General features: G+C 65.9%; 20 protein-coding genes. 10 read left to right on the top strand and 10 right to left on the bottom strand.

Features of this window, described 5'->3' with window-relative positions; translation table 11 throughout:
- The first annotated feature begins 167 nt into the window (after positions 1-167).
- The 4 genes from acnA to AC4PTB_RS06655 all read left to right on the top strand — a co-directional run bounded on the left by acnA (position 168) and on the right by AC4PTB_RS06655 (position 5,125).
- Complete coding sequence (acnA, locus tag AC4PTB_RS06670; protein ID WP_492192274.1) at positions 168-2,876, top strand: aconitate hydratase AcnA; 2,709 nt, start codon at positions 168-170, stop codon at positions 2,874-2,876.
- Positions 2,877-3,046: 170 nt separating this feature from the next.
- The gene (locus tag AC4PTB_RS06665; protein ID WP_492192273.1) at positions 3,047-4,066 is read left to right on the top strand and encodes a methyl-accepting chemotaxis protein; all 1,020 of its coding nucleotides are present in this window, start codon (positions 3,047-3,049) and stop codon (positions 4,064-4,066) included.
- A gap of 107 nt (positions 4,067-4,173) precedes the next feature.
- Positions 4,174-4,746, top strand: coding sequence for a CAP domain-containing protein (locus tag AC4PTB_RS06660; protein WP_492192272.1), 573 nt, complete (start codon positions 4,174-4,176; stop codon positions 4,744-4,746).
- Between the two features lie 64 nt (positions 4,747-4,810).
- Positions 4,811-5,125 carry a TM2 domain-containing protein gene (locus tag AC4PTB_RS06655; RefSeq protein WP_492192271.1) on the top strand — a complete coding sequence of 105 codons (315 nt, stop codon included), beginning with the start codon at positions 4,811-4,813 and terminating at the stop codon, positions 5,123-5,125.
- Here the strand turns inward: AC4PTB_RS06655 and mprF are convergent, their stop codons facing one another.
- Positions 5,126-7,732: a bifunctional lysylphosphatidylglycerol flippase/synthetase MprF gene (gene mprF, locus AC4PTB_RS06650; protein WP_492192270.1), complete on the bottom strand. Its 2,607-nt coding sequence runs from the start codon at positions 7,730-7,732 to the stop codon at positions 5,126-5,128.
- A 240-nt stretch (positions 7,733-7,972) separates the two neighbouring features.
- A complete protein-coding gene (locus AC4PTB_RS06645) occupies positions 7,973-8,377 on the bottom strand; it encodes a DUF6314 family protein (RefSeq protein ID WP_492192269.1) in 405 nt (134 codons plus the stop codon).
- Between the two features lie 81 nt (positions 8,378-8,458).
- Here AC4PTB_RS06645 and purB point away from each other — a divergent pair, with 81 nt between their 5' ends.
- The 4 genes from purB (at position 8,459) to gap (ending at position 12,325) form a co-directional block, all read left to right on the top strand.
- Positions 8,459-9,763, top strand: coding sequence for an adenylosuccinate lyase (purB, locus tag AC4PTB_RS06640; RefSeq protein WP_492192268.1), 1,305 nt, complete (start codon positions 8,459-8,461; stop codon positions 9,761-9,763).
- Between the two features lie 116 nt (positions 9,764-9,879).
- The gene (locus tag AC4PTB_RS06635) at positions 9,880-10,938 is read left to right on the top strand and encodes a flagellar motor switch protein FliG (protein WP_492192267.1); all 1,059 of its coding nucleotides are present in this window, start codon (positions 9,880-9,882) and stop codon (positions 10,936-10,938) included.
- 103 nt (positions 10,939-11,041) lie between these two features.
- A complete protein-coding gene (locus AC4PTB_RS06630) occupies positions 11,042-11,185 on the top strand; it encodes a glyceraldehyde-3-phosphate dehydrogenase (RefSeq protein ID WP_492192266.1) in 144 nt (47 codons plus the stop codon).
- A 138-nt stretch (positions 11,186-11,323) separates the two neighbouring features.
- Positions 11,324-12,325, top strand: coding sequence for a type I glyceraldehyde-3-phosphate dehydrogenase (gene gap, locus AC4PTB_RS06625; RefSeq protein ID WP_492192265.1), 1,002 nt, complete (start codon positions 11,324-11,326; stop codon positions 12,323-12,325).
- Between the two features lie 246 nt (positions 12,326-12,571).
- Here gap and AC4PTB_RS06620 read toward each other — a convergent pair whose 3' ends face one another.
- Both AC4PTB_RS06620 and AC4PTB_RS06615 read right to left on the bottom strand, forming a co-directional pair.
- Positions 12,572-15,133, bottom strand: a complete 2,562-nt coding sequence (locus tag AC4PTB_RS06620) for a penicillin-binding protein 1A (RefSeq protein ID WP_492192264.1) — start codon at positions 15,131-15,133, stop codon at positions 12,572-12,574.
- A gap of 111 nt (positions 15,134-15,244) precedes the next feature.
- Positions 15,245-16,003, bottom strand: a complete 759-nt coding sequence (locus AC4PTB_RS06615) for a cytochrome c biogenesis CcdA family protein (RefSeq protein ID WP_492192263.1) — start codon at positions 16,001-16,003, stop codon at positions 15,245-15,247.
- A 91-nt stretch (positions 16,004-16,094) separates the two neighbouring features.
- Between AC4PTB_RS06615 and AC4PTB_RS06610 the strand changes: the two genes are divergently transcribed.
- Positions 16,095-16,352, top strand: a complete 258-nt coding sequence (locus AC4PTB_RS06610) for a sulfurtransferase TusA family protein (protein WP_492192262.1) — start codon at positions 16,095-16,097, stop codon at positions 16,350-16,352.
- Between the two features lie 65 nt (positions 16,353-16,417).
- Here the strand turns inward: AC4PTB_RS06610 and AC4PTB_RS06605 are convergent, their stop codons facing one another.
- The 6 genes from AC4PTB_RS06605 to purC all read right to left on the bottom strand — a co-directional run bounded on the left by AC4PTB_RS06605 (position 16,418) and on the right by purC (position 24,918).
- A complete protein-coding gene (locus AC4PTB_RS06605) occupies positions 16,418-19,249 on the bottom strand; it encodes an Rne/Rng family ribonuclease (protein ID WP_492192261.1) in 2,832 nt (943 codons plus the stop codon).
- Positions 19,250-19,812: 563 nt separating this feature from the next.
- Complete coding sequence (locus AC4PTB_RS06600) at positions 19,813-21,138, bottom strand: sigma-54-dependent transcriptional regulator (RefSeq protein WP_492192260.1); 1,326 nt, start codon at positions 21,136-21,138, stop codon at positions 19,813-19,815.
- A gap of 3 nt (positions 21,139-21,141) precedes the next feature.
- On the bottom strand, positions 21,142-22,848 hold the full coding sequence (locus AC4PTB_RS06595) for a sensor histidine kinase (protein WP_492192599.1): 1,707 nt from the start codon (positions 22,846-22,848) through the stop codon (positions 21,142-21,144).
- Between the two features lie 138 nt (positions 22,849-22,986).
- Positions 22,987-23,655 (bottom strand): phosphoribosylformylglycinamidine synthase subunit PurQ, encoded by a 669-nt coding sequence (gene purQ, locus AC4PTB_RS06590; protein WP_492192259.1) that lies wholly within the window; start codon positions 23,653-23,655, stop codon positions 22,987-22,989.
- A gap of 69 nt (positions 23,656-23,724) precedes the next feature.
- A complete protein-coding gene (gene purS, locus AC4PTB_RS06585; RefSeq protein ID WP_492192258.1) occupies positions 23,725-23,964 on the bottom strand; it encodes a phosphoribosylformylglycinamidine synthase subunit PurS in 240 nt (79 codons plus the stop codon).
- 192 nt (positions 23,965-24,156) lie between these two features.
- Positions 24,157-24,918 (bottom strand): phosphoribosylaminoimidazolesuccinocarboxamide synthase, encoded by a 762-nt coding sequence (gene purC / locus AC4PTB_RS06580; RefSeq protein ID WP_492192257.1) that lies wholly within the window; start codon positions 24,916-24,918, stop codon positions 24,157-24,159.
- Positions 24,919-25,177: 259 nt separating this feature from the next.
- Here purC and AC4PTB_RS06575 point away from each other — a divergent pair, with 259 nt between their 5' ends.
- Entirely contained in the window at positions 25,178-25,492 is a 315-nt protein-coding gene (locus AC4PTB_RS06575) for a DUF1476 domain-containing protein (RefSeq protein WP_492192256.1), read from the top strand.
- The last annotated feature ends 168 nt before the right edge of the window (positions 25,493-25,660 follow it).

Here is a 25,660-nt window from a genome sequence, read left to right as displayed (position 1 = left end):
GTTTTGCGATGACACCCGCGCCGGGAGCTGCGACGCCCTGCCGCGGGCTGGGCGGCAAAATCGGTGTGCAATGGTATACAAAAATGCAGAGCCCCCCCTTGAACGACTCTGCCGCATCGGGCAAACACGCGACAACGCATTCTTTCAGCCATGGGAGGCCCACCCAGATGACCGTCGTCACCGGCAAGGATACCGCCAAGACCCGTCGCCAGCTTCAGGTCGGCGCACAGAGCTACGCCTATTATTCGATCCCGGCGGCGCAGGCTGCGGGTCTGGGCGATTTCTCGCGCCTGCCCGCCGCGCTCAAGGTGGTGCTGGAAAACCTGCTGCGCTTTGAAGACGGCGGCTTCTCGGTCTCGGTCGAGGATATCAAGGCCTTTGGCGACTGGGCGAAATTGGGCGGCAAGAACCCGCGCGAGATCGCCTATCGCCCGGCGCGCGTTCTGATGCAGGATTTCACCGGCGTTCCGGCAGTCGTTGACCTCGCCGCGATGCGCGACGGCATCAAGGCCTTGGGCGGCGATGCGAAGAAGATCAACCCGCTCGTCCCGGTCGATCTGGTCATCGACCATTCGGTGATGATCGACGAATTCGGCACGCCGCGGGCGTTTAGCCGCAACGTGGAACTGGAATATGAACGCAACATGGAGCGCTACCAGTTCCTGAAATGGGGTCAGGGCGCGTTTGAAAACTTCCGCGTCGTGCCGCCCGGCACCGGCATCTGCCATCAGGTGAACGTGGAATACCTCGCCCAGACCGTCTGGACCGACAAAGATCAGAACGGCGATCTGGTGGCTTACCCCGATACGCTGGTGGGCACCGACAGCCACACCACGATGGTCAACGGCATGGCCGTGCTGGGCTGGGGCGTCGGCGGGATCGAGGCCGAGGCGGCGATGCTGGGCCAGCCCGTCTCGATGCTGATCCCCGAGGTTGTCGGCTTCAAGCTGACCGGCGCGCTGCGCGAGGGCTGCACCGGCACCGATCTGGTGCTGAAAGTGGTGCAGATGCTGCGCAAACATGGCGTTGTGGGCAAATTCGTCGAATTCTATGGCGAGGGTCTGGACAAGCTGCCGCTGGCGCAGCGCTCGACCATCGCCAACATGGCCCCCGAATACGGCGCCACCTGCGGCTTCTTCCCGATCGACGATGAAACCCTGCGCTATCTGCGCCAGACCGGCCGGAGCGAAGACCGCATCGCGCTGGTCGAGGCTTACGCGAAAGAAAACGGCTTCTGGCGCGGGGCGGATTACGCGCCGGTCTATTCCTCGACGCTCGAACTCGACATGTCCACCATCGTTCCGGCGATCTCGGGGCCGAAACGGCCGCAGGATTACCTGCCGCTGACCGATGCGAAATCGACCTTCGCCAAGGTCGTGGCGGACTATCGCACCGCCAAGGGCGCGGCGGAGACTACCGTGAAAACGGTTTCGGTCGATGGCAAGGATTACACCGTCGGCGATGGCTCGGTGGTGATCGCCTCGATCACCTCCTGCACCAACACCTCGAACCCCTATGTGCTGATCGGCGCCGGTCTGGTGGCCCGCAAGGCCCGCGCGCTGGGGCTGAAGGCGAAGCCCTGGGTCAAGACCTCGCTCGCCCCCGGAAGCCAAGTCGTTGAAGAATATCTGAAAGCCGCGGGTCTGCAGGAAGACCTCGACGCGCTGGGCTTCAACATCGTCGGCTTTGGCTGCACCACCTGCATCGGCAACTCGGGTCCGCTTGGCACGCCGGAAATCTCCAAGGCGATCAACGAGAATGACCTTGTGGCGGCGGCCGTGCTCTCGGGCAACCGCAACTTCGAGGGCCGGATCAGCCCGGATGTGCGGGCGAACTTCCTCGCCTCGCCGCCGCTTGTCGTGGCCTATGCCATCGCGGGCGACATGAACATCGACCTGACCACGGAAGCCATCGCCACGACGCCCGAGGGCAAGCCGGTGTTCCTGAAAGACATCTGGCCGTCGGACGCGGAAATCGCCGAACTGGTTGAAAAATGCGTCACCCGCGAGGCGTTCCTGGCGAAATACGCCGATGTCTTCAAGGGCGATGCGAACTGGCAGGGCGTGAAGACCACGACCGGCGAGACCTATGACTGGCCCGCCGCCTCGACCTATATCCAGAACCCGCCCTATTTCCGCGGCATGGCCAAGGAACCGGGGGTGATCTCGAATGTCACCGGCGCGCATGTGCTGGCGGTTCTGGGCGACATGATCACCACCGACCACATCAGCCCGGCGGGCTCGTTCAAGCCCTCCACCCCGGCGGGCAAATACCTGACCGAGCGCGGCGTCGCCCCGCAGGACTTCAACAGCTACGGCTCGCGCCGCGGCAACCACGAAGTGATGATGCGCGGCACCTTCGCCAATATCCGCATCAAGAACGAGATGCTGGACGGCGTCGAAGGCGGCTACACCAAGGGGCCGGACGGGGTGCAAACCTCGATCTACGACGCCTCGATGGCCTATCAGGCGGCGAACATCCCGCTGGTGATCTTTGGCGGCATCGAATACGGCGCGGGCTCATCCCGCGACTGGGCGGCCAAGGGCACCAACCTTCTGGGCGTCAAGGCGGTGATCGCGGAAAGCTTCGAGCGCATCCACCGCTCGAACCTGATCGGCATGGGCGTCATTCCCTTCGAATTCACCGAGGGGCAGACCCGCAAGTCGCTGGGCCTGACCGGCGACGAGGTGGTGACGATCGAGGGCCTGGAAGGCGAGATCAAGCCGCTCTCGCTCGTGCCCTGCACGATCCTGCGCAAGGACGGCACGCTGACCAGGATCATGCTCAAGAGCCGGATCGATACCGAGGTCGAGATCGAATATCTGAAGAACGGCGGCGTGCTGCATTACGTGCTGCGCAATCTGGCGAAGGCCTGATTTCCGTCGCCGCCCGTTTTGCGGGCAAGATGCTGAAAAAGGCGGCCTTCGGGCCGCCTTTTTTCATTTTCAGACTATTTTAGCTATCCCGTTCAGAAGCCGGAAAGGATTCACGCAGGATTAAGACCCGGAGTCTAACACTCTCATTCAACAACATATTCGAGTCGCGCATGACCACAGCCCCAACCCTTGCTTCGATTGCCTCCGAAACCCGCGATGCCTCGGAAATCACCGGCGTCACGGTGGACCGGATTGCGCAGATCACCAAGCAGATGAATGTTCTGGGCCTGAACGCCCGGATCGAGGCGGCGCGGGTGGGCCAGCAGGGCGCGGGATTCGCCCTGGTGGCCGAGGAGGTGCGCAAGGTCTCGGGGCAGATCGGTGAGATCGCGAACCAGCTGGGCGAGACGCTGAAGGCGCGGCTCTCCGGGCTGGAACAGATGGTGTCGCAGCTGTCGATCGCGGCGACCGGCACGCGGCTGGTGGACAGCGCCTTCACCGCGGTCGATCTGATCGACCGCAACCTTTATGAACGCTCCTGCGACGTGCGCTGGTGGGCGACCGATGCCGATCTGGTCGCCGCCGCGCAGGGCCAGGACCGCGAGGCTTTGCGCCGGGCCGGACAGCGGCTTGGGGTGATCCTGGATGCCTATACGGTCTATGCCGATATCTGGCTTGTGGGCCTCGACGGTCGGATTCTGGCCAATGGCCGCCCCGGCCGCTATCCGGTGACGGGGGCGCAAGTCTCTGGCGCGCATTGGTTTTCGGCTGCGATGGCGGTGCGCGATGGCAACGGCTTCGTGGCGGGCGATGTCGAGAAATCGGCGCATCTGGGCGGGCGGGCGACGATGGCCTGGGCGACGCCGGTCCGGGCCGGGGGGGCGCGCAACGGCGCGGTGATCGGGCTTCTGGTGACGCAGTTCGACTGGGCGCCGCAGGCCGGGGCCGTGCTGAAAAGCCTGCGTTTTGGCGCCGAAGACGGCGAGATGCGCGGCTATCTGGTCGATGCGACGGGCCGGGTTCTGGCGGCCCGCGGCCCGGGCGCCGAACGGGTGACGCAGGTTGCCCTGCCCGCGGATCAGGCCGAGGGCTGGTGCGCGCAGGGCGGCGGCCTGATCGGCTTTCACCGCACCGAGGGCTTCGAGACCTGGACCGGCAAGGGCTGGTTCGGCGTGGTCGAGCGCGCCTAGGCGCCGCAGAAAAGATGAATTGCAATCGTCTCTTCTTGTGGCGAAATCCGGGTTTGCCTGCGCAAGAGGTTGGGTTACCCTTGCGCCGTTCCAGACCGGAGGTCCCGATGCTTACCCGCCCCGCCGCGCTTGTCGCCCTGGTCTGTCTTGCCGCCTGCGCCGCTCCCTCCAACGCGCCGCCGCCCGCGGCCGGACCTGCCGACGCGCCGCGCCTGCCCGGCCGGGTGGTCTGGACCGACGGGCATGGCGATGTCACCGTGGCCGCCGCCGGGCGGGCCAGCTGTCCGGCCACCAGCGCGGCGATGGCCGCGACCGGACTTGCCGTCACCAATGCGACCCGGGCGCAGGCGGGGCTGGCGCCGATGCGCGCCAATCCGGTGCTGGATCGGGTTGCCGCCGCCCATGCCTGCGACATGGCCAACCGGGGCACGATGACCCATGCGGGCAGCGCCACCAAAGGGCCGATGGCACGCGCGCGGCAGATGGGCTACCGGCCTCAAACCATTGCCGAAAACATCGCCGCCGGGCGGTTCGAGCTGAACGGCACCCTGGCGCAATGGAGCGCCTCACCCAAGCATCGCGCCAATATCACCCTGCCCCCTCTGCGCGATTTCGGCATCGGCACCGCCACCGCGGCGGACGGCAAGACCACCTTCTGGACCGCCGTCTACGCCCGCTGAGCCGCGGCGGTCTTGTTTGCGGCGTCGCGCCTCCCCATATGACCTTCATGTGAAGGAGGTTCACATGAACGACACCCGTGCGCTTTACATCGAACAACGCGTGGCGAACGAGGGCCGCTCGGCCCTTCTGGCCTATCTGCTGTGGTTTTTCCTCGGCTTCTTCGGCGTGCACCGCTTCTATCTGGGGCGCTGGGTCTCGGGGCTTTTGATGCTGATCCTGTTCGGCATCGGCTCGGCGCTGACGGTGCTCTTGGTCGGCTATCTGCCGCTTGCCTTCGTGGCGCTGTGGTGGGCGCTTGATGCGCTGTTGATCCCGGGCATGATCGCCTCGGACAATGCCTGGTTGCGGCTGCGGCTGATGCAGGGCCTTGACGACTGATCAGCCGGAGTTGCGCCGCAACAGCCCGCCGCGACCGGCCGCGATCAGCCCCGCCACATCGGCCATCGCCACCATCGGCGAGACGCCGACCGGCAGGGCGATGTAGCGCGGCCGCCATTCCGGGCCGAATTGCGCCTTGTAGGCGCGCAGCTCGTCGAAGCTGTGGAAGGCGCCGCCGTGGCGGAACATCAGCGGTCCGAACCGGTCCCAAAGCCGCGCCGTTCGCCGCGCGCCCAAGCCCGAAAGCGGCGCAAGCCCGAGGCTGAGTTCGGCCGCCCCCGCGGTCTTGTAATGGTCGATCAGCGCGAAGAACATGAAGCCGATCAGCGCGGGCGCATCCTCGGGGCGGTAGCGCATCACGTCAATGGCGACGCGCTTGCCCGCCCCGGGCGCGAGCAGCGCGGCAAAGGCCACGGGCTCGGCCCCGCGCCACATCACCGCCAGCGGGAAGCGGTTCAGATAGGCCGCGTCAAACCGCCCGACCGAGAAGCGTTTTTCCTGTCCGATCCGATGCTTGAGGAAGCTTTCCGAGATCGGTTTCAAGGCCGCGATCAGCTCGGGCGCATGCGGCGGGGCAAGCACCTTGAAGCGCAGCCCCTCGCGCCGGGCCTGTTCGTAAGCGGTGCGCAGACCGGCAAGGCGGGTGCCCGACAGCGAGGCCTTGGTCAGGTTGACCACCGCCTCCTCGCCCATCTTGTGCGCGGCAAGGCCCATCTCGATCATGAAGGGAACGTGGCGTTCGGACAGTTCGTAAAACACCGGGCGGCAGCTGGCCTGCTGCGCCGCCTCGACGAAGCCCCAGCCGAGATCGTCGAAATAGCGCGCATCGCCGACCGGATCGCCCATGCAGATCCAGGAGCTGCGGCGGCGGGCGAACATCAAAAAGGCGGTGCCGCTTTCGGCAAAGCGGAATTCCTTGTCGCCCGACAGCGCCAGACAGGCCTGCGGATCGGATTGGCCCGACACGATCTCGCCCGCCAGCCGCAGCGCCTGTGCCATGCTTTGCGGGCGCCGTTTCGACGAGGGTTTGAGCGCGAGGAAAATGGTGAAGATCACCAGAACGGCCGAGCCGGTGACGCCTGCGCGCAAGGACCGCGGCGCATTCGCATCCTGGGCGAAGTCGAACCAGAACATGTGCGAATAGGGCGTCGCGGCATGGATGAAGACGAAAAACAGCGCCACCGAGGCGATGACGATGGTGACAAGCGCGATCCAGGCCGGACCCAGCACGCCCTCGGTGATCTTCGCCTGGCGGTAGAACTCGTCCCGGAACGGCCAGAGCGCGAGCGCGCCAAGGGTCAAAAGCGCCGCGCTTTCGATGTCGAAGCTGCGCAGCAAGACCGCGACGATGCCGCCGCCCAGCGTCAGCAGCGTCAGCCAGAAGGCGCCGGTGACGCGGCGGATCAGCCCGTGCGACAGGATCACCAGCACGACGCCGGTGACGGCGGAAACGAGCGAGCCGCCCTCGAGCAGGATCAGCCCGACCAGATCGTCGGGATGATGCAGCGGCGCCACCGTGGGCAGGATCGACACCGCCATCAGATAGGCGCCAAAGCCGAAGGCCCAGGCGCCCGAAAGCCAGGGCACCATGCCGCCGACGGCCTTGAAGGCGGGCCGCATCGGTTCCGAGATATCGCCAAAAAGCTTGCGCGCCCAACCCCCTGCCAGCCGCGCCTCGTTCAGCGACACGATCACGAAGGCCAGCGCGAAGGGCAGCAGGTAATAGATCATGCGGAACATCAACAGCGCCGCGGCAACCTCGCCGACGGCGATGCCCTTGGGCATGGCGGCGATGACCACGGTCTCGAAGACGCCGACGCCGCCCGGGACATGGGTGATCACGCCGATCATCGTCGCTGTGGCATAGATGGCCAGGAAGGTGACGAAATCGGGGGCGCCCGCGGGCAGCAGGACATAAAGCGTCAGCGCCGCCATCGAGCTGTCAAAGAATGCGACGAGCATCTGCCCGGTCAGGATGCGCGGGCGCGGCATGGCGATGTCGAAGCGGCCAAGGCGCAGCACCCGGCCGGAAATGCCAAGCGCGTAAAGCAGCCCCAGGGTGCCAAGGCCCCCGGTCAGGGCCAAGACCCGGATCACGGTTTCCGATAGCGGCAGCAGCCCGCTGAGCGCAGAAGGATGCGCAGCCAGCGCAAAGACCCCCACCAGCGACAGCCCCGTGCCCATGGCCAGCGCGATATAGGAGGCCAGCGCCGCCACTTCGAAGGCGTTCAGACCGAAGGCGGAATAGATCCGATAGCGCACGGCCCCGCCCGAGAGCACCGAGATTCCGATCGTATTGCCAAAGGCATAGCCCAGAAAGCCGCCAAGTGCGACGACCCGCAGCGGCAGTTTCTTTTCCAGATATTGCAGCGCCCAGAAATCATATCCGATCAGCGCCCCGTAGCCGAGCGCGGTGGCGCCAAGCGCGATGGCGAGGGTTTGCAGCGGCGTCGCGCGCATCTGCGCGATCACATCGGCGAAATCGACCGGCTTGAGCAGATGATGAAGCGCAAACAGCCCCAGTCCCAGGAGCGAAAAGCCGATGATCAGCGGCCCCAGATGACGCAGCCGCCCCGGGCCCGGCCCCGCGGCCTCACGCTTCGTCATGGCGCCTCCCTCGCATTCCATCCCAAGCTATTTCTGCCCCTGATTTGCAGGTTTTCAACGCGGTTACAAGCTTTGCAACGCGCGATTTTGCAGCAGGGCGGGTGATTTACCGCCGCACCTCCCCCCGGAGGCCGGAGCCCGAAGCCGGAGAAGACGCAACCCCGTCCGCTTCAGGCCCCGTCAGCCTCGGGCCGAAGCACTCCGGGGGGACTTTGCCGGGCAGCAAAGGAGGGCGGACCCTCAGACCCGAGAATAGCGCGAGATCATTACGTAATCCTTGCGCGGCCCGGTGACGCGCCATTCGGCCGACCAGTCGGGCCAGGAGGCGAAATCATAGCGGACGCGGTAGTCATCGGGGTCGCACCAATGCGCCGCCGCGGGCGCTTCGGGGTCGAAGCGGTGAAAGGCGCGGCCATCCGCGAAGCGGACCACGATCTGCGCGCCCTCGGCCTGCCACAGATAGGCGCGCTCGGCCTGCAGCGGCGCCGCCCCCGCCAGCACCAGCTGCCCCGCCTCGTGATAGCGCAGCCCGGCGCCCTCGGGGGTGAAGACCGCCCGGCCCGCGAACCGCCCCTCGGGGCCGTTTGACGGCACGATCCGGCGCGACAGCGTCCAGACACCGCGGAAATCGCTCAATTGCGGCATCCTGACCCGCCCTTTGCCTTGCCCCGTTCGGGGTCTCAGTCTATGCACCCGGCAACCCCGTCACAAGCAAGAGGCCTGCCCATGATCCCGCGCTATGCCCGCAAAGAGATGGTCGACATCTGGGAACCCGCCACGAAATTCAAGATCTGGTACGAGATCGAGGCCCATGCCTGCGACGCGCAGGCCGCCCTTGGCGTGATCCCGAAGGCGAATGCCGAGGCGGTCTGGCGTGCCAAGGATGTCGAATTCGACGTGGCCCGCATCGACGAGATCGAGGCGGTGACGAAACATGACGTGATCGCCTTCCTGACCCATCTGGCCGAGCATATCGGGTCGGATGATGCGCGGTTCGTGCATCAGGGCATGACCTCCTCGGACGTGCTCGATACCACGCTGAACATCCAGCTGGTGCGGGCGGCCGATATTTTGCTCAAAGACATGGACCGCGTGCTGGCGGCGCTGAAAAAGCGCGCCTATGAGCACAAGGACACGGTGCGGATCGGGCGCTCGCACGGCATCCATGCCGAGCCCACCACGATGGGGCTGACCTTCGCGCGCTTCTATGCCGAGATGGACCGCAACCGCAAACGGCTGGAAAACGCCCGCGCCGAGGTGGCGACGGGGGCGATTTCGGGTGCCGTCGGCACTTTCGCCAATATCGATCCGCGGGTCGAGGAACATGTCTGCGAAAAGCTGGGTCTGATCCCGGAACCGATCTCGACCCAGGTCATTCCGCGCGACCGTCATGCGATGTTCTTTGCGACGCTGGGCGTCATCGCCTCGTCGATCGAGAATTGCGCCATTGAAATCCGCCACATGCAGCGCACCGAAGTGCTTGAAGCGGAAGAGTTTTTCTCCAAGGGGCAAAAGGGCTCCTCGGCGATGCCGCACAAGCGCAACCCGGTTCTGACGGAAAACCTGACCGGGCTGGCGCGTCTGGTGCGGATGTGCGTCGTCCCGGCGATGGAGAACGTGGCGCTTTGGCATGAGCGTGACATCTCGCACAGCTCGGTCGAGCGCGGCATCGGCCCGGATGCGACGATCACACTGGATTTCGCGCTCAACCGGCTGGCGGGGGTGATCGAAAATCTGGTGATCTATCCCGAGAACATGCTCAAGAACATGAACAAGTTCAAAGGCCTGGTGATGAGCCAGCGGGTGCTTCTGGCGCTGACGCAGGCCGGTGTCTCGCGCGAGGACAGCTACCGGCTGGTGCAACGGAACGCGATGAAGGTCTGGGAACAGGGCGCCGATTTCAAAACCGAGCTTCTGGCCGACCCCGAAGTGACCGCCGCGCTCTCGCCCGCCGAGATCGAGGAGAAATTCGATCTGGGCTATCACACCAAGCACGTCGACACGATTTTCAAGCGCGTGTTTGGCGCGTAAGCGACGGCGCGGAACACCTTGCCCGGGCAGGTTTTTTGCCCCCTGCCCGGGCGCTGCTAACCGCGGTTTAACCGCTTGCTGCGAAGCTCCCCGGACAAGACGGATCGGAGACGCTCGTGAACGCCATCACCCCCAGATCGCCGCTCGGGCAGCTGGCCATGCCCGGGCAGACGCCGCCCCCGACACTGACGCGGCGCCAAAAGGCTGCAATCATCGTGCGGCTGTTGTCGTCGGAGGGGCAGAAGCTGCCGTTGATGGAACTTTCGGACGACCAGCAGACGCAGCTGGCCGAATCGATCGCGCAGATGCGGCTGATCGATCGCGACACGCTGCATCAGGTGGTCGAGGAATTCTGCGCCGAACTCGAAGCGGTCGGGCTGGCCTTCCCCGGCGGGCTCGACGGGGCGTTGAAGCTTCTGGACGGTCAGCTCTCGGCCTCGGCCGCAACGCGGATTCGCCGCATGGCCTCGGGCACCTCGCGCGCCGATCCCTGGGAACGGGTGACGGGGCTTTCGGCCGATGTGCTGCTGCCGGTGCTGCTGGAGGAAAGCATCGAGGTGGGGGCGGTGATGCTCTCGAAGCTTTCGGTGTCGAAATCGGCAGAGCTGCTGGGCAAGATGCCCTCGGACCGGGCGCGGCGGCTGACCTATGCGGTGTCGCTGACCGGCAATGTCGCGCCTGAAACCGTGCAGCGCATCGGCGCCGCGCTGGCCGATCAGCTCGATGCCGCGCCGGTCAAGGCCTTCGAGACCGGGCCGGTGGAACGCGTCGGCGCGATCCTCAACTTCTCGCCCGCCGTCACCCGCGACTCTGTTCTCAAGGGGCTGGAGGAGGACGACAAGGAATTCGCCGAACAGGTGCGCAAGGCGATCTTCACCTTCACCAACATCCATGCCCGGATCGAGCCGCGCGACATTCCGAAGATCCTGCGCGCCGTCGATCAGGCGCGGCTGATCCTGGCGCTGGCGGGCGCCAAGGGCGACAGCGCGAAATCGGCCGAATTCATCCTGGCGAACATGTCGCAACGGATGGCGCAGAACCTGCGCGACGAGATGGCGAACCTGGGCAAGGTCAAGGAAAAGGATGTCGAGGAGGCGATGAACGAGATCGTCACCGCGATCCGCGAGCTCGAGTCGAAGGGCGAGATCTTCCTCGTCGCCGAGGATTCGGAGTAACCTGGCCCGCACGCGCCCCCGCCCGGGCTTCACCCCGGCCGCGGCCTCCTCTATCCTGGGCGCGGCGGGGCAGCGGCCCCTGCCCAGACAGCGGGGGCGGCAGATGACCAATACCATCGCGATCCGGCTGGGGCTGGTTGTGGCCCTGGCTTTCCTGGCCGACGCGGTGTTCGCGCAGGGCGCGGGTTTCATGTTCCTGGCCCGCAAGACCTTTCTGCTGATCGACTGGATCGCCTTCTGGCGTTAGCGCTTGCAGGCGCGCGACGGGCGCCGCAAGGACGATTTTCCCGGTCGAAATTGTGTCGGAACGGGTTTCTGCTGTTGACCTTTCCAGCATCTTGACCAAGGTAGCGGCGACTTGAGGACCGAGCCAAAGGAGGCTGAGATGGCGGTGAAGGTGGCGATCAACGGATTCGGACGCATCGGGCGCAACGTGCTGCGCGCGATCATCGAATCGGGGCGGACCGATATTGAAGTCGTGGCGATCAACGACCTTGGCCCGGTGGAAACCAACGCCCACCTGCTGCGGTTCGACAGCGTTCACGGCCGTTTCCCCGCCACGGTGACGACCGGCGAGGACTGGATCGACGTTGGCCGCGGCCCGATCAAGGTCACCGCGATCCGCAACCCGGCGGAACTGCCCTGGGGCAATGTCGATGTGGCGATGGAATGCACCGGCATCTTCACCTCCAAGGAAAAATGCGCCGCCCACCTGCAGAACGGCTCCAAGCGCGTGCTGATCTCGGCGCCGGGCGACAATGCCGACAAGACCATCGTCTTCGGCGTCAACCATGACACGCTGACGAAAGACGACATCATCGTCTCGAACGCGTCTTGCACCACGAACTGCCTCTCGCCGGTGGCCAAGGTCCTCAACGATGCGATCGGCATCGAAAAGGGCTTCATGACGACGATCCACAGCTACACCGGCGACCAGCCGACGCTCGACACGATGCACAAGGATCTCTACCGCGCCCGCGCCGCGGCGCTCTCGATGATCCCGACCTCGACCGGCGCCGCCAAGGCCGTGGGCCTTGTGCTGCCGGAACTGAAGGGCAAGCTCGACGGCGTCGCGATCCGGGTGCCGACGCCGAACGTCTCGGTCGTCGACCTCGTGTTCGAAGCCAAGCGCGCCACCACCGTCGCCGAGGTGAACGAGGCGATCCGGGCGGCGGCAAATGGCCCGCTCAAGGGCATCCTCGGCTTCACCGACCAGCCGAACGTGTCGACCGACTTCAACCACGACCCGCATTCCTCGGTCTTCCACATGGACCAGACCAAGGTGATGGACGGCACGATGGTGCGCATCCTGACCTGGTATGACAACGAATGGGGCTTCTCGAACCGCATGTCCGATACCGCCGTGGCGATCGGCAAGCTGATCTGATCGCAAGATCCGGGACGTTTCAGGGGGCAGCCGCTGGGCTGCCCCTTTTGCATGGCGGCGGCGCCGCGTCCCCCCTTGCTGCGGCGCGAAACCTGCCGCCCGGGGATATGCGCCCCGGTTGAAAGCATCGCAAGCGCAGAGGATTCCGGGCGCCGAAAGCGCCCAGGCTTTTTCTTGGTGCAAATACGCCGGGGGTGCGGGGGCGGAGCCCCCGCCCGGGTCGCCGCGCCTGCGCGGCGAAATCCCTCAGTAAAGGCCGCCCGCCGAAAGCGACCCGAAGGTCGCCTTTTTCGGGATCACCCGCTGTTCCCCGGTCGCGGTGGTCACCGCCGTCGTGTCGGTATCGGTCTCGCCCTGGGCGAACAGCGGCAGGTTCTCGCCCATTGCAAAGCCACCATCGACGATCTGACCAAGGGCGCGCATCTCCTGGCCTTCGCGCAGATATTCCGCCTGCACGAAATCGCCGGTGGCATCCTCGGGCAGTTTCTCGCCGGTGAAGCGGTTGTATTTCTGCCAATAGCCCCCCGGCGGCACCTTGAAGGCCGAACCGCCGTAATCCTTCACCGCTTCCTGCATGAACTCGTTGAACACCGGCACGCAAAGCGTACCGCCATAAGCCCCCGGCCCCAGCGTGCGCGGCTGGTCATAGCCCATGTAGCAGGATGCGACGATGTTCGAGGTGAAGCCGGTGAACCACACGTCTTTCGCATCATTCGTCGTCCCGGTCTTGCCCGCCACCGGCACCGGCAGATTGACCCCGGTCCCGGTGCCGCGTTTCACCGCCCCTTCCATCAGCGAGATCATCTGATAGGCGGTGATCGCATTGATCACCTGTTCGCGGTCGGCGCGCACCCGCGGCCCCAGCCCCGCGGGCAGGTCCGGCCTGTCGCAATCCGGGCAGGTCGTCGCCGCATCATGGCGATAGATCGTGCGGCCCCAACGGTCCTGCACCCGGTCGACCAGAGTCGGTTCCACCCGCTGCCCGCCATTGGCGAACATCGCATAGGCCGAGATCAGCTTGTACATCGTGGTTTCCTGCGAGCCGAGCGAATTGGCCAGGAACTGCCCCATCGGATCATAGACCCCGAAGCGCTCGGCATAGCCCGCCACCACATCCATGCCGACTTCCTGCGCGATCCGCACCGTCATCAGGTTGCGCGACTGTTCCAGCCCGGTGCGCAGCGGCGTCGGCCCGTAATATTTGTTCGAGGCGTTCTTCGGCCGCCACAGACCCTGCGGCGTGTTCACCTCGATCGGCGCGTCGACGACGATCGTTTCCGGGCTGAAGCCGCTGTCGAGCGCCGCCGCATAGACGAAGGGCTTGAAGTTCGAGCCGGGCTGCCGCATCGCCTGCGTCGCGCGGTTGAAGACCGAGGCCTGATAGGAAAAGCCGCCCTGCATCGCCAGCACGCGCCCGGTATGCACGTCCATCGCGACAAAGGCCCCGCCGACCACCGGCACCTGCCGCAGCGACCAGCGCTGGAAACTGCCGTCCGTATCCTTGGTCACCGCGCGCACCAGCACGACATCGCCGACATCGACCAGATCCGAGGCCCGTTTCGCCCGCACCCCGAGCTTGCCATCGGCCAGCCGCTTGCGCGCCCAGGTCACGTCATTGGCCGGGATCCAGTGGCCGTCGGCGTCGTCGTCCACGCCTTCGATGCCGATCCGCGCCTCCTTGTCGGTCAGCTCCAGCACCACCGCCGGATGCCAACCCTCGACATCGCGCGGTGCCTTGTCGGTCGGCACCGCGGCCAGCGCCGCGCGCCAGCTGGCCTCGTCACCCAGCTTGTCGGCGGCAATCTTCACCCCGGTGCCGCGCCAGACGCCCTGCGCGCGGTCGTATTTCTCAAGCGCCTCCTGCAGCGCCTTCGCCGCCTGCCGCTGCAGCTTCGGATCGACCGTCGCGCGGATCGTCAGACCGCCGCCGAAGAATTCATCCTGCCCGAAGCTTTTCGACAGCTGCCGGCGGATCTCGTCGGTGAAATAGTCGCGCGGCGGCAGCGCCTGACGGAAGGTCTCGTAATCGCCGCGCTGCACCGTGCGCAGCTCGGTCGCCTGCTCGGCCTCCATCTGCGCTTTCGTGATATGGCCGTCCTCGAACAAACGCCGCAGCACATAGTTGCGCCGCAGCCGCGCCTCTTCGTAGTTGCGCACCGGATGCAGCTCGGCCGGTTTCTTCGGCAGCGCCGCCAGATAGGCCGCCTCGGAAATCGTCAGCTCCGTCAGCGGCTTGTTGAAATAGGTCTGGGCCGCTGCGGCGACGCCGTAAGAGTTCTGCCCGAGGAAGATTTCGTTCAGATAGAGCTCGAGAATCCGATCCTTCGACAGCGCCTGTTCGACCCGCGAGGCGAGGATCAGCTCCTTGATCTTGCGCTCGGCCGAGCGCGAGCCGTCGAGCAGGAAGTTCTTCATCACCTGCTGCGTGATCGTCGAGGCCCCGCGCATGTCGCGCCCGCCCGATTTCACCGCGGCGTAAAGCGCGGCCACCATGCCCTGGGCGTCATAGCCCTTGTGGATGTAGAAATTCTGGTCCTCGGCGGAGACGAAGGCTTCCTTGACGATCTCGGGAACGTCCTGAATCGGCACGAAGATCCGGCGCTCCTGCGCGAATTCGTCGATCAACCGGCCCTCGCCGGAATAGATCCGGCTGATCGTCTTCGGGCTGTATTGCGCCAGCTGCTCATGGCTCGGCAGGTTGCGCGAATACATGTAGAAGATGCCGCCGATGGTCAGCGCAACAAAGACCAGCGCGGTGACGATCCAGGAGAAGACACCCCCAAGCGTGGACAGGACGAAGCGGATCAAGGCGCACCCCCAAAGGCCATCGGGCCCGTTGCCGCCCCTATAGCGCGGGGGCGGGAGCGGGTCAAAGCAAGTTCCTGTATTGCCCGGGCCGACCGCGGGAACCCGCCGGGATCAGCCCAGCTCCGCCAGCGCCGGGAACGTGTCAAGCAGCCAGAACGACAGGTCCGACAGCTGCCCGGTCAGCATCATCAGCCCGATGGTCCAGAGCAGCAGGCCCGAGATCTTCTCGATCCGGCCCATGTTGCGGCGCATGAAGGCCAGCGCCCCGCCCAGGCTGGGAAAGAAGGCGGCCACGATCAGGAAGGGCAGGCCCAGCCCCGCCGCATAGGCGGACAAAAGGCCCATGCCGCGGCCGATCGTGCCCTCGGCCATCGCCATCGAGGCGATGGTGCCCAGCACAGGGCCAAGACAGGGCGTCCAGCCGAAAGCGAAGGCCAGGCCCAGCAGATAGGCGCCAAGCGCCGAGCCGCCCTGATCGCCGGTGTCAAAGCGCATCTCGCGGTCGAGAAAGCCGATTCGATAGATGCCGATGAAATGCGCGCCAAAGATCATCACCACCAGACCCGAGACCTTGGCCAGCGTGTCCTTCCACGCGCCCAAAGCCTGCCCCAGCGCCGAGGCCCCAAGACCCATCATCAGGAACACGGTCGACAGGCCGAGCACGAAGAACAGCGCCGCCAGAACCACCCGCCCCCGCGCCGCAGGCCGCCCCGCGCCCATGTCACTGACCGTCACGCCCCCCATATAGGCCAGATAGGGCGGCACGATCGGCAGCACGCAGGGGCTGAGGAAGGACAGGAACCCCGCGGCAAAGGCGGTGGCCGCGGCGGTCAGAAAGCCCGCATCGAAGATCAGGTCGGTCGGCGTCATGCCCCCTTTTAGCAGGGCTGCGGCCCGGCGTCACCGGGGCAGGCCTCACATTGCCGTGGACAGGGCCGCGCCCGGGCGTTACGCCCGGCCCATGACGACGCCCCCTGCCCTTTCGCTTGATCTGCGCGGCCTTTTGTGCCCGCTGCCGGTGCTGCGGCTGGCCAAGGCCCTGCGCGGCCTGCCCGAAGGCGCGATGGTCGAAATGCAGGCGACCGACCGCGCCAGCTGGATCGACGTGCCGCATTTCTGCGCCCAATCCGGCCATCGCCTCGTCTCGGCCCGGGAGGTCGCGGGCGTGCTGATCTACACCGTCGCGCGCGGCCCGGACCGGCCCGATCCCGACAGCTGAACCAGAGCCGCAAAAGCAAAACGCCGGGCCAGGGCCCGGCGCTTCGGTTTTCCGGTCTGCGGGGCTCAGCCCAGCGACCACCAGCCGCGTTTCTTCGGCTTCTGATCCTCGGGCGAGCTCGGCTCGACCTCAGGTTCGGGCGCCGCCTCGGGGGCCTGTTCAGCCACCGGTTCGGGCGCGGCCTCCACGACCGGCTCGGGCATCGGCTCGGGCGCGGCTTCAACGACCGGCGCGGCATCGACCACCGCGGCGACCGGTTCGACGGCCTCGGCTTCGGCAACCAGCTCGGCAACCGCGGCTTCCGCTGCGGCGGCAGCCGCAGCCGCTTCGGCTTCCTTTTTCGCCTTCGAGGTGGTGCGGGTCCGGGTCTTCTTCACCGGCGCTTCCGCGCCATCGACGGCCTCGGCCTCTTTCTTCGCCTTGCTCGCACGCGACCGCGACCGGCTCGGCTTCGGCGCCACCTCTTCCGGCGCGGCCTCAGCCGCGACGGCGACCGCTTCGGCCACCGGCGCCTGCACTTCCGCTTCCGCTCCCGCGTCGGCTTCCAGCACCGGCAGGCTCACCTCGGCCAGCTCGGCCGCAGCCGCGGCGCGGGCGGCGTCTTCGGCGGCATCCGCATCCGAGGCCTCGTCGCCCTCGTCCTCGCCATCGTCCTCGCCGTCATCCGCCTCGTCGCCCTCGGCCACCAGATCGGTCCCGCCCGGAGCGCCGTTCTTCTTCCGCCGCCGCCGACGACGTTTCTTTTTCTTCGGCTGCCCTTCGCCGGGCTCGCCCGTCGCCGCCGCGGGGGTCGCGGGCGCGGCCTCTTCGACCTCGTCCTCTTCCTCCTCGACGATCTCTTCCTCGTCGATCTCGGCCATCAGCTCTGCGCTGGCATGCACGACGGCGCTATGCACCTCGGGCACGATCCGGGTCGCGGTCTTGAACTTCTCGATGCTGTAATCGGGGCTGACCAGCGTCGGATCGGCCTCGATCCGCACCGCCATGCCATAGCGCGCCTCGATCGAGGCGATATGCTCGCGCTTGGCGTTCATCAGATAGTTGGCCACCGCGACCGGGCATTTCACCAGCACCTCGCGCGACCGCTTGCGCGTGCCCTCTTCCTCGATCGCGCGCAGCACCTGCAGCGCCAGGCTGTCATCCGAGCGGATCAGCCCGGTGCCATGGCAATGCGGGCAGGGCTGCGTGGTCGATTCCAGCATCCCCGGACGCAGCCGCTGACGCGACATTTCCATCAGGCCAAAGCCCGAAATCCGCCCCACCTGAATCCGCGCGCGGTCGGTTTTCAGCTTCTCTTTCAGACGCTTCTCGACGGCAGCGTTGTTCTTCCGCTCTTCCATGTCGATGAAGTCGATGACGATCAGACCGGCCAGGTCGCGCAGGCGCAGCTGACGGCTGATTTCCTCGGCGGCTTCCAGGTTGGTCTTGAGCGCGGTCTCCTCGATCGAGCCTTCCTTGGTGGCCCGGCCCGAGTTCACGTCGATGGCGACCAGCGCCTCGGTCACGCCGATGACGATATAACCGCCCGATTTCAGCTGCACCACCGGGTTGAACATCGAGGCGAGATAGCTCTCGACCTGGAAGCGCGCGAACAGCGGCAGCTGCTCGTTGTAATGCTTCACGTTCTTGGCGTGGGACGGCATGATCATCTTCATGAAGTCCTTGGCGACGCGATAGCCGCGCTCGCCCTCGACCAGAACCTCGTCGATGTCCTTGGAATACAGATCGCGGATCGAGCGCTTGATCAGATCGCCTTCCTCGTAGATCGGCGCCGGGGCGATCGATTTGAGGGTCAGCTCGCGGATCTGTTCCCACAACCGCATCAGATATTCATAATCGCGACGGATCTCGGTGCGGGTGCGCTGGCTGCCCGCGGTGCGGATGATCAGCCCGGCGCCTTGCGGCACCTCCATCTCCGAGGCGATTTCCTTCAGCTTCTTGCGGTCGGCGGCATTGGTGATCTTGCGCGAGATGCCACCGCCGCGGGCGGTGTTCGGCATCAAGACGCAGTAGCGCCCGGCGAGCGAGAGATAGGTGGTCAGCGCCGCGCCCTTGTTGCCGCGTTCTTCCTTGACCACCTGCACCAGCATGATCTGCCGGACCTTGATCACTTCCTGGATCTTGTAGCGCCGCGCCCGCGGGCGACGGGGGGCATGGATTTCCTCGGCCACGTCCTCTTCGGCCACCGATTCGATCTCGTCATCGACCGGATGGACATGGTGATCGTGGTCATGCTCGTGGTGATCGTGGTCGTGGTCGTGATCGTGCTCTTCCTCGACCTCATGCGCGACCTCGGCCTCTTCGGCCTCGCCCGCCTCGACGATCTCGGCCTCCGGCTCGGCCACGCCCTCTTCGGGGGCAAGGGCCGGTTCCGGCGTCGCATCGAAGCTTCCGGCCTCGGCGGTCAGGGGTTCCAGCGCCCCGGCCTCTTCGCCCGGCGCCGCCTCGTCGATCACCGCCATGCCCGGAATGTCTTCCGAGCGCACGACGGCATCATTGCCCGCCGCTTTCTCGGCCCGGGCCTGCTGGCCGCCCGAGCGCGAGGACCCCGACCGCGACCGCGACCGGCGCGAGCGCGAGCGGTTTTCCTCGGCCTCTTCGGCCTCGGCGGCCAGACGTTCTTCCTCGAGCAGCGCCTGACGGTCGGCCACCGGGATCTGGTAGTAATCCGGGTGGATCTCGGCGAAGGCGAGGAAACCATGGCGGTTGCCGCCGTAATCGACAAAAGCGGCCTGGAGCGAAGGCTCCACCCGCGTCACTTTTGCCAGATAGATATTCCCGGCCAGCTGCCGCTTGTTGACGGTTTCAAAATCAAACTCGTCGACCTTGTTGCCGTCCACCACCACGACGCGGGTTTCTTCCGCGTGGGTGGCATCGATAAGCATCTTCTTTGCCATAAATCCTGTTTCCCCACGCCGCGTCGCACCTTGGCCTTGCGGACAAGGCGGGCGGGGCATGGTTTGTCGTTGAGGCTCGGGCGCCCATGCGGATATCGGCGGCGGCGGCCGAAAGCGGCCCGCCCGTCATCACCCATTCCGTTGCCGTGCAACCCATCGCGGTTCGTCCCAGGCGCCGGGCTTGTCGCCCCGCGCCGATTTGCAACCCCCCTGACAACGAAGCCCCGGGGGCAAGAGTGCGGTCTTGCGACCAATCGGATGATCCAAGGTCCGCCCCGCGCTCGCGATGGCTCAGACCCGGAAATCAGCGAATTCCGTGGACAGGAAGAGAGTCCTGCCGACACTGCGACAATATCAACGCAAATGCCACAAACACAATCGGTTTTTCGTCAAGAAGTGGTTAATGCCAGATCAGAGCCGCACGAAGGGGCTCCGCCCCCGGCCGCAAGCGGCCTCCCCCGGCGTATTTCGGCCAAGAAGAAACCGATGCATTTTCTTGGCCGAAATACGCCGGGGGTGAATTTTGGCGCAGCCAAAAGAGGGGGCAGCGCCCCCTCTCTGCCTCAGGTGTAATCGCCGCGGCTCAGGCCGTATTTCGCCATCTTCTCGTTCAGCGTCCGCCGCGGCAGGCACAATTCCTCCATCACCGCCGAGATCGAGCCCTTGTGACGGCGCATCGTGTTGTCGATCAGCATCTTTTCGAAGCTTTCGACATATTCCTTGAGCGGCTTGCCCTCGGTCGTCATCGCCGTGCCCGCCTCGTCGGTCTCGGCCATCAGCAAAGACGCGATCGAGCCAGAGCCGCGCCGCGCCTGCAAGACCGCGCGTTCGGCAACATTGATCAGCTGACGCACATTACCCGGCCAGGGCGCCTGCAACAGCTGCGCCGCTTCCTGCGCGCTCACTTCGGGCGGCTCGCAGCCGTAATCATCGGCAAAAGCCTCGGTCATCCGGGTGAACAGCGTCAGCACATCCTCGCCGCGCGCGCGCAGCGGCGGCAGGGTCAGCTTGTGCGCCGCAAGACGGAAGAACAGATCGGGGCGCAGCACATCTTCCAGCGTCCGCCCCTCACCATGGGCGTTGCAGATCGCCACCACCCGGGTTTCGGCGGGCGTGCCCTGCTCGTTCAACACCGTCAGCAGCCGCGCCTGCAACCCGGTCGAAAGCGCCTCGATATCCTCCAGCACCAGCGTGCCGCCGCGCGCCTCCTCGACCAGCGGCAGCCCCTCGGCCACCGGGCCGAAAAGCTTCTCGGCCAGCGCCTCCTCGGTATAGGCGGCACAGCTGATGGTGACGAATTTCTTCCCCGCCCGCGTCCCCGCGGCATGCAGCGCATGCGCCACCAGCGTCTTGCCGGTGCCGGTCTCGCCGTCGATCAGCACGTGCCCGTCCGATTGCGCGATATCCAGCACATCCTCGCGCAGCCGCTCCATCGCGGGCGAAACCCCGATCAGCTTGCCCACCACCGCCGAGCCCTCGGCCAGATCGCGGCGCAGCGCCCGGGCATCGAGCGTCATCCGCCGCATCTGCGTCGCACGTTTGGCCAGTTCGGTCATCCGGTCCGGGTTGAAGGGCTTTTCCATGAAATCCATGGCGCCCAGCCGCATCGCCTCGACCGCCATCGGCACATCGCCATGCCCGGTGATCATGATGACAGGCAAGCCGCTGTCGAGCCCCATCAGCCGCTTCAGAAAGGTCATCCCGTCCATCCCCGGCATGCGGATGTCGGAAATCACCACGCCGGGCCAGTCCGGCCCGATCACCTTCAAGGCCTCCTCGGCGCTGCAAAAGGTCTCGGTGTCGAAGCCCGACAGCGCCAGCCATTGCCCGATCGACTGACGGATGTCTTCCTCGTCATCGACGATCGCCACTTTCATCATCCGTGCCATGGTCTACTCCGTCCCCCTGCGCCCCGTTGCGGGCGTCTGTCTTGTTGCCGTCAGCCGCGGCAGCCGCATTTCGAAAACGGCGCCGCCGTCCTCGCCATTGCGCGCCGTCAGCCGGCCGCCGAAATCGGTCACGATCGAGGAGGAGATCGCCAGGCCCAGCCCCGTCCCCTCGCCCGGTTTCTTTGTCGTCCAGAACGGCTCGAAGAGCTTTTCCAGATCGGTCAGCCCCGGCCCGTTGTCCGACAGCGTCAGCACCGCCACCTCCTCCTCCGAGACCAGCGTGATCTCGATGCGCGGGGCGCGCAAGCCCTTGGTCGCATCCAGCGCATTGCGAAAGAGATTGATGATCACCTGTTCCAGCCGGATCCGGTCGGCCTGCACCATCACCGCGCCGCGCGGCAGATTGCGCACGATCTTCACCGTGCGCGCCTTCAGCTGCGGCTCCATCATCGCCAAGGCCGAAGACAGCGCCGCGCGCAGATCGACCGGCTCGACCGCGTCACCGCCCTTGCGGGCATAGGATTTCAGCTGCCGGGTGATCGCCCCCATCCGCTCGATCAGATCGTCGATGCGCTGAAAGGACGACAGCGCCTCGGGCACGCGTTCGCGCTGCAACAGCAGCTTCGCCCCCGCCAGATAGGTCTTCATCGCCGCGAGCGGCTGGTTCAGCTCATGGCTGACCGCCGCCGACATCTCGCCCAGCACGGCCAGTTTCGAGCTTTGTTCCAGCGTCTGTTCCGCCAGCGACAGATCCTTCTGCACCCGCTCGCGTTCGGCAATCTCGCGCGAGAGCCGCGCGTTCAGCGCCCGCAGCTCGGCCGACTCGCGCCGGTAAACCGCCGATTGCACCTTGGCACGCCGCGAAATCAGGTAAAATCCCAGCGCCAGGATGATCGCAAAGCCCATGATTTCAAGGGCAATCACCGCATTCACCCGGTCGCGCACCGAGGAATAGGGCGTAAAGGCCACCATCCGCCAGCCGCGAAACGGAACCCGCGCCTCGGTGCGCATCACCGCCTGCCCCAGCACCCAGGCATCGGGCGCATCATTGGCCCAATCGGCCGTCGCCTGCAGCGCGCGCTCGATCGCCGAGGGGGCCGAGCGCGCCGCCAAAGCCTCGTCCATCGTCAGGCCACGCCAGCGCGGCTCGGTCGCCAGCACGATCTTGCCCGCGCTGTCGAGCACCGCAACAGCATCGGAAATCCCCGCCCAGGCGCGTTCATAGCGCGCCAGATCGGCGCCGACGACGATCACGCCGACCAGCTTGCCATCGGCCAGAACGGCGCGGGAATAGACGAATTCGCTTGCCCCCGTCACCCCCTCCACCGCCGAGAACACGGTCTCGCGGGTGCGCTGCGCATCGACGTAAAAGGGCGCGTCACTGAACACCGTGCCCAACACGTTGCGGTCGGTGGCCCCCACCACCCGGCCCTGCAGGTCCAAAAGCCGGATCGAGGCCACGCCGACCTCTTCGCGCGCCGCAATCAAAAGCCCCGAGGTGGTGGAAAAATCCCCCGATTCCAAGGCTTTGGTCAGCTCGGGGTCGCGGGCAAGCAACAGCGGCACGACCGAGGTGCGCTGCAGTTCGGACAGGATGTTGCCGGAATAAAGCGCCAACCGCAGCTCGGTGCGCATGCGGGTGGTTTCGGTGAACCGCTCGGTCAGCCAGGTGTTGGTGAACCAGACGCCGACGACGGTGGCCAGCACCATCAGCCCGGCCAGCGCCCGATAGGTGATGCGGCGCAGGCGCCGCCGGGCCTCGGCGGCGGCAAGCAGATCAGGGCGCGGAGCAAGGGCGGTCATGATCCGACTTTAGGCGAAGCGACCGCCCGCAACAAGGCGTGGCGGTCACACCGCCGCCAGCATCCCCGCAAGCGCGCGGAAAAGCGCCGCCCCGTCGGTGCCCCCCTGCGCGGGGTCCACCACCCGCTCGGGATGCGGCATCAGCCCCAGCACGCGCCGGTTGGCGCTCAGCACCCCGGCGATATCGGCGGTCGAGCCGTTCGGATTGTCGATATAGCGGAAGGCGATGCGGTCTTCGCCCTCAAGCCGCGCCAGCCCCTCGGCGTCGAGGACATAATTGCCGTCGTGATGGGCGATCGGATAGGTCACCTCGGCCCCCGCCGCATAATCGCGGGTAAAGGGGCTGTCCGTCGTCACCACTTTCAGCCGCTGCGGACGGCAGCGGAACTTCAGCGACGCATTGCGCATCAGCGCCCCCGGCAGCAGCCCCATTTCGGTCAGCACCTGAAAGCCGTTGCAGATCCCGATCACATGGCCGCCGCGACCGGCGAAATCCACCACCGCCTGCCCGATCGGGCTGCGCGAGGCGATGGCGCCGCAGCGCAGATAATCGCCAAAGGAAAAGCCGCCCGGCACGCCGATCACATCGGTGCCCGCCGGAATTTCGGTATCCTTGTGCCAGACCCGCACCACCTCGGCGCCCGCTTTCGCGAAGGCATCGGCAAGGTCACGGTCGCAGTTCGACCCCGGAAAGGTGATGACGGCGGCTTTCATCGCGAAAGGTCTCCTGCTTTTTCTTGGCTCAAATACGCCGGGGGTCCGGGGGCAGCGCCCCCGGTCGCCTCAGCAGATCTCGACGGTGTATTTCTCGATCACGGTATTGGCGAGAAGCTTCTCGCACATCGCCCTGACCTCGGTCTCGGCGGCGGCGCGATCGGTCGCGGCCAGATCCAGCTCGATCATCTTGCCCTGACGCACCGCCTCGACGCCGCTGAAGCCCAGATGGCCCAGCGCATGCCGCACCGCCTCGCCCTGCGGGTCAAGCACCCCATCCTTCAGCATCACATGCACACGGGCTTTCATCCGGGATCTCCTCGCTTGGGCTGGCGTCTTGGCAGGTGGCCGCACCCGCCGTTTTGGCCCTGATAGCCCAAGCCCCGGCCCCGGGCAAGCGCGATGGCACAGGATGGGGGCCCAGTCGCGCCCGGGCGGAAACGAAAAGGGCGGCCCCCGGGACCGCCCTTTCAAACCCTGCCGCGACAGATCCGCCGCGGCTCAGTTGATCAGCGTCGGCTTCATCGGCGTCGCATTGGCGGGCATCACGCCCAGCCGCCGCGCCACCTCGGTATAAGCGTCGGTCAGCGAGCCCAGATCGCGGCGGAACACGTCCTTGTCGAGCTTTTGCCCGGTCTTCACATCCCACAGACGGCAGCTGTCGGGGCTGATTTCATCCGCCACGATCAGCCGCATGTAATCGCCGTCCCAGATCCGGCCGATCTCGATCTTGAAATCGATCAGCTTGATGCCGACACCGAAGAACACGCCCGAGAGGAAATCGTTCACCCGCAGCGCGAGGCTGACGATATCGTCCAGATCCTGCTGGTTCGCCCAGCCGAAGGCGACGATATATTCCTCGGGCACCAGCGGATCGCCCAGCGCGTCATTCTTGTAGCTGTATTCGACGATCGGCCGCGGCAGCGCCGTGCCCTCTTCGATGCCCAGCCGCTTCGAGATCGACCCGGCGGCAAAGTTGCGCACGATCACTTCCAGCGGCACGATCTCGACCTGGCGGATCAGCTGCTCGCGCATGTTCAGACGGCGGATGAAGTGGTTCGGAATGCCCACATTCGTCAGCCCGGTCATGAAGAATTCCGACAGCCGGTTGTTGAGCACGCCCTTGCCCTCGATCGTCGCTTTCTTCTGCGCGTTGAAGGCGGTCGCGTCATCCTTGAAATACTGCACCAGCGTTCCCGGTTCCGGGCCTTCGTAAAGGATTTTCGCCTTGCCTTCGTAGATTTTCTTGCGACGCGGTGCCATGGGCTCTCCAATATCGAACGGGTGGCCGTGCGGGGCACACGGTCACTGCCTTCGCGCCCATAGCGCAAGAGCGCCCGTCCCGCAAGGCAAAGCCGGTCCCGCCCCGCCGCACCGGCTCAAACCGGCCCGAACCGCGCCCGCGCGGGCACACCGGTCGCCGGGCGGTTGCGCAACCGGCGCGCGGGCGGGCGGATTAAACCTTGCAGCGGCGCGCAGTTGAACCCATATCTGGCGCGAAAGCCTGACTTAGGGGGGAACCATGACCACTTTCGACGATCGCGAACATGCCTATGAAGCGAAATTCGCGCATGATGCCGATCTGCGCTTCAAGGCCGAGGCCCGGTCGGTGAAGATTCTGGCGCAATGGGCGGCGGGGCTTCTGGGCAAGACCGATGCCGCGATCGAGGCCTATGTGGCCGAAGTTCTGGCCGCAGATCTCGAAGAGGCGGGCAAGGATGATGTCGTGCGCAAGCTTGTCGCCGATCTGGCGGGCAAGGCCGACGAGGCGACGATCCGCGCCGAATTGCAGAAGTCGCTGACCGAGGCGATGAAACAGCTCACCAGCGTCGGCTGACCCCCGCAAACCGCGGGCGCCGCAAGGCGCCCCGGCTCCGGCACCGCCCTTCCCCGCGAAGGCGCGGTGTTTTCTTTTCGCCCCTTCCCGCCCCGCATGGTTAAGCCCCGGCAACCAAACCTGCGGGAAAGCCGCAAGCTTTCACCGCTTGCTAACCCTTGGCGCGCA

Source organism: Rhodobacter sp. 4.3.4, from assembly GCF_058724655.1.
This window is presented reverse-complemented; position numbering and strand designations above follow the sequence as displayed.

Coding starts and splice junctions, on each gene's coding strand:
- acnA (WP_492192274.1), top strand. CDS start 168: ATGACCGTCGTCACCGGCAAGGATACCGCCAAGACCCGTCGCCAGCTT.
- AC4PTB_RS06665 (WP_492192273.1), top strand. CDS start 3,047: ATGACCACAGCCCCAACCCTTGCTTCGATTGCCTCCGAAACCCGCGAT.
- AC4PTB_RS06660 (WP_492192272.1), top strand. CDS start 4,174: ATGCTTACCCGCCCCGCCGCGCTTGTCGCCCTGGTCTGTCTTGCCGCC.
- AC4PTB_RS06655 (WP_492192271.1), top strand. CDS start 4,811: ATGAACGACACCCGTGCGCTTTACATCGAACAACGCGTGGCGAACGAG.
- mprF (WP_492192270.1), bottom strand. CDS start 7,732: ATGACGAAGCGTGAGGCCGCGGGGCCGGGCCCGGGGCGGCTGCGTCAT.
- AC4PTB_RS06645 (WP_492192269.1), bottom strand. CDS start 8,377: ATGCCGCAATTGAGCGATTTCCGCGGTGTCTGGACGCTGTCGCGCCGG.
- purB (WP_492192268.1), top strand. CDS start 8,459: ATGATCCCGCGCTATGCCCGCAAAGAGATGGTCGACATCTGGGAACCC.
- AC4PTB_RS06630 (WP_492192266.1), top strand. CDS start 11,042: ATGACCAATACCATCGCGATCCGGCTGGGGCTGGTTGTGGCCCTGGCT.
- gap (WP_492192265.1), top strand. CDS start 11,324: ATGGCGGTGAAGGTGGCGATCAACGGATTCGGACGCATCGGGCGCAAC.
- AC4PTB_RS06615 (WP_492192263.1), bottom strand. CDS start 16,003: ATGACGCCGACCGACCTGATCTTCGATGCGGGCTTTCTGACCGCCGCG.
- AC4PTB_RS06610 (WP_492192262.1), top strand. CDS start 16,095: ATGACGACGCCCCCTGCCCTTTCGCTTGATCTGCGCGGCCTTTTGTGC.
- AC4PTB_RS06605 (WP_492192261.1), bottom strand. CDS start 19,249: ATGGCAAAGAAGATGCTTATCGATGCCACCCACGCGGAAGAAACCCGC.
- AC4PTB_RS06600 (WP_492192260.1), bottom strand. CDS start 21,138: ATGGCACGGATGATGAAAGTGGCGATCGTCGATGACGAGGAAGACATC.
- AC4PTB_RS06595 (WP_492192599.1), bottom strand. CDS start 22,848: ATGGTGCTGGCCACCGTCGTCGGCGTCTGGTTCACCAACACCTGGCTG.
- purQ (WP_492192259.1), bottom strand. CDS start 23,655: ATGAAAGCCGCCGTCATCACCTTTCCGGGGTCGAACTGCGACCGTGAC.
- purS (WP_492192258.1), bottom strand. CDS start 23,964: ATGAAAGCCCGTGTGCATGTGATGCTGAAGGATGGGGTGCTTGACCCG.
- purC (WP_492192257.1), bottom strand. CDS start 24,918: ATGGCACCGCGTCGCAAGAAAATCTACGAAGGCAAGGCGAAAATCCTT.
- AC4PTB_RS06575 (WP_492192256.1), top strand. CDS start 25,178: ATGACCACTTTCGACGATCGCGAACATGCCTATGAAGCGAAATTCGCG.